This window comes from Halomonas sp. G15, from assembly GCF_021282295.1.
Taxonomy (GTDB): Bacteria; Pseudomonadota; Gammaproteobacteria; order Pseudomonadales; family Halomonadaceae; genus Halomonas; species Halomonas alimentaria.
Window position 1 is genome coordinate 1 of the sequence record NZ_JAJSPA010000071.1, and the last position, 6,767, is coordinate 6,767.

4 protein-coding genes and 1 pseudogene are annotated in these 6,767 nt (G+C 68.3%); 2 read left to right on the forward strand and 3 right to left on the reverse strand.

Annotation, left to right across the window (positions count from 1 at the left end; translation table 11 throughout):
* Nucleotides 1–125: 125 nt before the first annotated feature.
* Nucleotides 126–497, reverse strand: a pseudogene (locus tag LWH48_RS17820) (outer membrane protein transport protein); the annotation flags it as partial.
* Nucleotides 498–796: 299 nt separating this feature from the next.
* On the opposite strand from LWH48_RS17820, the gene LWH48_RS17825 reads away from it, so the two are divergent.
* The gene (locus tag LWH48_RS17825; protein WP_232913636.1) at nucleotides 797–1,255 is read left to right on the forward strand and encodes a MerR family transcriptional regulator; all 459 of its coding nucleotides are present in this window, start codon (nucleotides 797–799) and stop codon (nucleotides 1,253–1,255) included.
* Nucleotides 1,252–4,017 (forward strand): heavy metal translocating P-type ATPase, encoded by a 2,766-nt coding sequence (locus tag LWH48_RS17830; RefSeq protein WP_232913637.1) that lies wholly within the window; start codon nucleotides 1,252–1,254, stop codon nucleotides 4,015–4,017. The genes LWH48_RS17825 and LWH48_RS17830 overlap by 4 nt, the downstream gene beginning before the upstream one ends.
* 84 nt (nucleotides 4,018–4,101) lie before the next feature.
* Here the strand turns inward: LWH48_RS17830 and LWH48_RS17835 are convergent, their stop codons facing one another.
* Both LWH48_RS17835 and LWH48_RS17840 read right to left on the reverse strand, forming a co-directional pair.
* The gene (locus LWH48_RS17835) at nucleotides 4,102–4,719 is read right to left on the reverse strand and encodes a YitT family protein (RefSeq protein ID WP_232913638.1); all 618 of its coding nucleotides are present in this window, start codon (nucleotides 4,717–4,719) and stop codon (nucleotides 4,102–4,104) included.
* Nucleotides 4,720–4,729: 10 nt separating this feature from the next.
* Nucleotides 4,730–6,523 carry a single-stranded-DNA-specific exonuclease RecJ gene (locus tag LWH48_RS17840; RefSeq protein ID WP_442908329.1) on the reverse strand — a complete coding sequence of 598 codons (1,794 nt, stop codon included), beginning with the start codon at nucleotides 6,521–6,523 and terminating at the stop codon, nucleotides 4,730–4,732.
* Nucleotides 6,524–6,767: the final 244 nt, after the last annotated feature.

The window sequence follows — 6,767 nt, forward strand, 5'->3', positions numbered from 1 at the left end:
TCCAGGGCGACCTTGGCCTTCAGCTCCGGTGAGTGGGTGTTACGTTTCTGTTTCGACATCTCTGGTCCCTTCGAAATCGGCCTCGGCATATCTTAAACCAGTGTCTTGATTTCAGGGTCCACTATAAAGGGAATCGCCTTGTTTCCTACCATATCACCATCATTGCCACCAGGAATATCTGCAACTGGATCTACGCCAAGCATGGGTGCAACTTGGGGTGCTACGTAGCGTTTAGCTTGGACATTGCTAATGTCGTTGTTTACGACCAGATAGGTGGCACCGGCCGAGAGCTGGGCGCGATCGAGAAACGACATACCCGCCGGGTTGCCGAAGACGATGGTGGCGTCGTTGACATTGGAGCTGCGCCCGGCGTGGCCGTAGCCCTGGCCACTGACGCTCTGCTCGTTAAGCTGGAACCCACCGGCCTGGGCCTGGCTGGCGAAGGCGGCAGCCGCCACGGCGGCGGCGAGGGTCAGGCGGTTGAACTTGTTCTTCATGGATCCATCCCTTGCGGTGCTGTTATGACGTTGGCGCCGGCGTAGCCTCTCGCGGAGGCTGGCGCGTGCCCCTCCCTTTTCTCGTATGCCAACGAGCGTTTCAACCCCAAACGAGCGTTTTAATGCTGAAAACGCTAATACTTTGGTCGCACGGTCGTTTGAAGCCATGAACTTTCATGGAGTTACCTCTCACCGGTCCCGTAACGAATCGGCACATTCCGGCAGCCTGTGAATGCCTTGACCTTTGGGTAACACAAGGGTTTTACACTACAGGCATGCCAATCCCGAGAGGCGATCCCATGAAGGTCAGTGAACTGGCAAGGGGTGCCGGCGTCACCGCCGAGACCGTACGCCACTATGTGCGAGAAGGTCTTCTGCACCCCGAGCGCCATCCCGACAACGGCTACCAGCTGTTCACCCAGGACGACCTGGAACGGCTGCGCTTCATCCAGCGCGCCCGCACCCTGGGCTTCGGCGTCGCCGAGATCCGCGAGATTCTCGACCACGCCGACCACGGCGATTCGCCCTGCCCCATGGTCCGCGACCTGCTGGCCAGCCGGCTGCCGCAGATCCGCGAGCGGATCTCCGAGCTGCAGGCCCTGGCCGAGCGCATGGAGCGGGCGCTGGACGCCTGGGCCGAGATGCCTGACGGCACCCCGGACGGCCACAGCCTGTGCCGCCTGATCGAGAGCTTCCCCGAGCCGCTCCACACCGACGCCACCCCCTCTTCACACAGGCCCAACAAGGAGACGCCATGAACGCCACCCTCGAACGCCGCGTTCCCGGCATGAACTGCCAGGGTTGCGTGAAGCGCATGCGCGAGGCGATCCAGGCCGAGGACCCGCAGGCCGAGGTCATGGGTGCTCCGGACGACAAGCGTCTCACCGTCACCTCCACCCTCGACGACGCGAGGCTCGACCGCACGCTGCAGGACGCCGGCTACCCGCCGGCGGATCGCCCGCTGTGTCGCGTGCGCCAGGTGCCCGGCATGAGCTGCCAGGGCTGCGTGAGACGCATGCGCGAGGCGATCCAGGCCGAGGATGCCGACGCCGAGGTGGTTGGCGAGCCGGGGGAGAAACGCCTCACCGTGACCACCCGGCTGGATGACGAGACGCTGGACCGCCTGCTGGACGAGGCCGGCTATCCGCCGGGAGAGGAGCAGCAGGCCGCCATGGATGACGAACGGGAGGAAGCCGTTCCCGCCACCGAGGCCCCGAGCGGGGCACCCCGGGAATCGCCCACCGGTGAGCGCGCCACCACCCATCGCCTCTCCATCGGCGGCATGACCTGCGCCAGCTGCGTGAAGAGCGTCCAGCAGGCGCTGGAGCGCACCCCCGGCGTGGTCTCGGCCACGGTCAACTTCGGCACCCACACCGCCCAGGTGCAGGGCAGCGCCGACGAGGAGGCCCTGATCGAGGCCGTGGAGGCGGTGGGCTATGGCGCCGAGCCGATCCACGACCTGCGCCAGGCCGAGGCGGCCCGCGCCGATCGCGATGCGCGGGAGTATCGTCGCCGCCTCAAGGGCAGCTTCTGGTCGCTGGCCCTGGCCATCCCGCTGATGGTCGGCATGTTCGTCTACCACCCCCATCCGGAAGGCGCGGGCCGGCTCTTCTGGCTGGTCGTCGGGGCGCTGACACTCGCCGTGATGGCCTTCCCCGGCCGCCACTTCTTCGTCAACGCCTGGAAGAACTTCCGCCACCACCAGGCCAACATGGACACCCTGATCGCCATGGGCACCGGCACCGCCTGGGCCTACTCCATGGCGGTGGTGGCCTTCGCTCCCTGGCTGCCCGAGATGGCCCGCGGCATCTACTTCGAGGCCTCGTCGATGATCATCGGCCTGGTGCTGCTGGGCAACGCCCTGGAGCTGCGCGCCCGGGGCCGCACCAGCGACGCCCTCAAGCGCCTGCTCGACCTGCAGAGCCGCACGGCCCGGGTGATCCGCGACGGCGAGGAGCGCGAGGTCGAGATCGACGAGGTGCGCGAGGGGGACCATATCCGCGTGCGTCCCGGCGAGCGCCTGCCGGTGGATGGCGAGGTGACCGAGGGGCAGAGCCATATCGACGAATCGATGCTTACCGGCGAACCCCTGCCGGTGACCAAGGGCGAGGGTGACGAGGTCAGCGCGGGGACCGTCAACGGCAAGGGCTCGCTGGTCTACCGTGCCACCCGGGTCGGCGCCGACACCCGCCTGGGCCGCATCACCGAGCAGGTGGCCAGCGCTCAGAACTCACGGCCGCCCATCGGGGCGCTGGCCGACAAGGTCTCGAGCATCTTCGTGCCCTCGGTGATGATCATCGCCGTGCTCACCGCGCTGGTCTGGTACAACCTCGGCCCCGAGCCACGGGTGCTGCACATGCTGGTGACCGCCACCACGGTGCTGATCATCGCCTGCCCCTGCGCCCTGGGCCTGGCCACGCCGATCTCCACCATGATCGGGGTGGGCAAGGCCGCCGAGCACGGCGTGCTGGTGAGAAGCGGCGACGCCCTGCAGACCGCCAGCAAGCTCACCACCCTGGTGGTGGACAAGACCGGCACCCTGACCGAGGGCAAGCCGAGCGTGACCGAAGCCGAGATCCTTGAAGGGGAAGAGCCCCAGGTGCTCGCGCTGGTGGCGGCCCTGGAGCGTGGCTCCGAGCACCCGCTGGCTGCAGCTTTGATGGCTCACGCCGAGGAGGCCGACGCCGAGCCCGCCGATATCCGGAATTTCGACAGCGTCACCGGCGGTGGCGTGAAGGCCGAGACCGCCGACGGCCGCGCGCTGTTGTTGGGCAACGCCCGCCTGCTGGAGGAGGCCGGCGTCGACCTGGCCAGCGGCAGGGAGAAGGCCGGCGAACTGGAGGAGAAGGCGCGCACCGTGGTCTACCTGGCCGTGGATGGCACACTTTCCGCGCTGTTCGGCATCAGCGACCCGCTGCGCCACGACACCGTTGCGGCGGTGAAGCGCCTGCAGGCCGACGGCCTCAAGGTGGTGATGCTGACCGGCGACAACCAGCACACCGCCTCCGCCATCGCCCGGGAGGTGGGCATCGACGACTTCCGCGCCGGTCTGCTGCCCGAGGACAAGCACGCCGAGATCGAGCGCCTGCAGGGCGAGGGTGAGGTGGTCGGCATGGTCGGCGACGGCATCAACGACGCCCCTGGGCTGGCCCGGGCCGACGTCGGCTTCGCCATCGGCCAGGGCACCGACGTGGCCATCGAGAGTGCCGGCATCACCCTGGTGCGCGGCTCGCTGCACGGCGTTGCCGCGGCCATCGAGATCAGCCGCGCCACGCTGACCAACATCAAGCAGAACCTGGTGGGCGCCTTCGGCTACAACACCCTGGGCATTCCCATCGCCGCGGGGGTGCTCTTCCCCATCACCGGCACCCTGCTGTCGCCGATGATCGCCGGGGCGGCGATGTCGCTCTCCTCGATCACCGTGGTGAGCAACGCCAACCGCCTGCGCCTGTTCCGCCCCTCCGGCGAGGCCGGGGGCAGCGATGAGGTCGACAACCAGCACAAGGAGGCCAAGCGATGAGCTGGATCATCAATCTGGCAGGACTCGCCCTGATCGGCCTGATCGCCTGGTGGTTCTGGGGCAAGCGCTGAGCCGGGTACCGGCTCAGCTCACCCCCATGTAGCGCCCGGGCTTGTGGTTCAGCGCGATGATCAGGTTGAGGGCCACCGCACCGAGCACCGAGAGGCCGACTCGGTCGACCGGCAGCAGCGCCAGGCCGACCAGCATGATGGCGCCGTCGATGGCCAGCTGCACATAGCCGGCGCGCAGCCCGAAGCGGTCCTGCAGGTATAGCACCAGGATATTCACCCCGCCGAGGCTGGCACGGTGGCGAAACAGGATCAGCATGCCGATGCCGATCAGGCAGCCGCCCATCAGCGCGCCGTAGAGCGGCGCCACGGCGGCGATGTCGATCCAGCGAACGGTGAGCTCCGAGAACAGCGACACCAGGCCGATGGCGGCGAAGGTACGCAGCGTGAACGACCACCCCATGCGCTTGATGGCCAGCCAGTAGAACGGCAGGTTGATCAGGAAGAACCAGGCGCCGAAGGGCCAGCCGCTGGCGTACTGCAGCAGGAAGGCCATGCCGGCTGTGCTGCCGGTGAGCAGCGTGGCCTGGGTGTAGAGGGTCACGCCCAGCGCCACGAACAGCGTGCCGACCAGCATCGCCATGGCGTCCTCCCGGAGGGAGTGGGGGTCCTTGAGCAGCTCCTGCGGGTCCATGCCTGACTCCTTATATGACTTCGGCGTGCTCGACCATCAGCTGCAGGTTCTCCCTGCCCCGCCAGCGGTTGCGGTTGAGCTTGTAGGCGCAGCGCAGCCGGTCACCCACCCCGAAGGCGGGCACCTCGCCCGGCGTCAGCGCCCGGAACCAGATCGCCCGGTGGATCACCGCGCCCAGCGAGAGCTCCAGCATCAGGTGGTTGCCATCGGCGCCCACCGGACGCAGCCGCTCGACGATGAACTCGCCCTGAAACAGCGGTGGATCGAACTCGCGCCCATAGGGACCCAGCGCCTGCAGCTCCTCGAGGGTCGCGAGGCTCAACTGCTCGGGGGCAAGGTCGCCATCGGTGAGGATCCGCGGATAGAGCTCCGCCCCACCTAGTTGCTCGGCCACCGCCTGGAGGAAGGCCGCCTTGAAGGCATCCAGCTGCTCGACGGGCACCCCGACGCCGGCCGCCCCGCGGTGGCCGCCGAAGCGTGGCAGCGCCTCGGGCGCCAGCTCGAAGGTGCGCTGCAGGGCGTCACGCAGGTGGAGCCCCTCGATGGAGCGCCCCGAGCCAGTCAGCATGCCCGGTGTCGCGGCGGGGGTCAGTACCAGCGCCGGGCGTCCGTAGGCCTGCACCAGCCGTGAGGCGACGATGCCCTGCACGCCGGCGTGGCCGCTCTCGAGATAGACCACGATGGCCGGCTCGTCGGCGGTCAACGCCGGCAGTGCCAGCGCCCGCGCCTCCTCGGCCATGTCGGCCTCGATCGCCTTGCGCGACTGGTTGTCCTGATCCAGCGTCTCCAGGTGCCGTGACGCCGTGGCGTCATCGGCTGCCAGCATGAAGTGCAGCGCCGCATAGGGGTCATCGAGCCGTGAGCGGGCGTTGATGCGCGGCCCCATCTGGAAGCCCAGGGTCTCGGCATCGAAGGGCACGCTGTCGGCACCCAGGCGCTGGGCCATGGCCCGCCAGCAGGCTGCCTCCATGCGATTGATCAGGGTCAGGCCGTGGGTCACCACCGCCCGGTTGGCGGGGCTGCCACCCAGCGAGACGCAGTCCGCCACCGTGCCCAGTGCCACGTAGGAGAGCCAGGGCGAGAGCTTGGGTGTCTCCCGACCCAACACGCCCCACTCGATCAGCACCGAGCGGGTCAGCGACATCGTAAGCCAGGCCACCATGCAGCCGGCGATGGTCGGGTCGGGGTAGTCGCAGTCATCGCGGGTGGGGTTGACCACCGCATGGGCGGATGGCGGCGGCCCCTCCACCGGCAGGGCGTGGTGGTCGCTGACCACCACCTCGATGCCCTCCGCGACCAGCCGCGCGATACGCGGCTCGTCGGAGCTGCCGCAGTCGGCGGTGATCACCAGGCTGGGCCGCGGCTTGAGGGACAGGGTGCGCTCCACCAGCGGCAGGCTGATGCCGTAGCCGTCGTGGATGCGGTGGCCGATCAGGCTGTGCAGCTTCGCCTCGGGCACGCCGAACAGCTCGTGCAGGGTGCGCCGGATGACCACATGGGAAGTGATACCGTCGACGTCATAGTCGGTGAGGATGCCGATATGCTCGCCATCGACCACCGCCTGGGCGATGCGCTCGGCGGCGCGACGCCCGTCGGCGAGCCGTTCCGGGTGGGCCAGATGACGCAGGCTGGGCGAGACCAGCGGGGCGAGCTCGCCCTGATAGCCCGCCAGGCGCCCGGCCAGCACCCGCGCCTGGAGCTCGGAGAGCCCCTCGCGCTGGGCGCGGGCATAGAGGGCGGCGTCCCGGGGCCGCGGCAGGATGCGCGGCCTCAGGCGCTGATTAAGATCGGTAGGGTCCGTCACTGCGTCCAAGCCGGGCTCCTCTGTTTCAAGTCTATGACCGCATGCAAGAGAGGGCCGCCGGAATAGCGAGGGGCGCCGGGGACAGGCCGAAGAGGGGGTCCTATGCCAGGGATGGCATCGGTAGCAATGGGATGGAGTCCTCCCCACCCTATATCGGCGTCGTTGCGCCACACTGGTGGGCGAGAACACCAACCAGCCTGAGGGTGAGGAGAACTCGTCATGAACATTACCCGTGTCGGCGTCG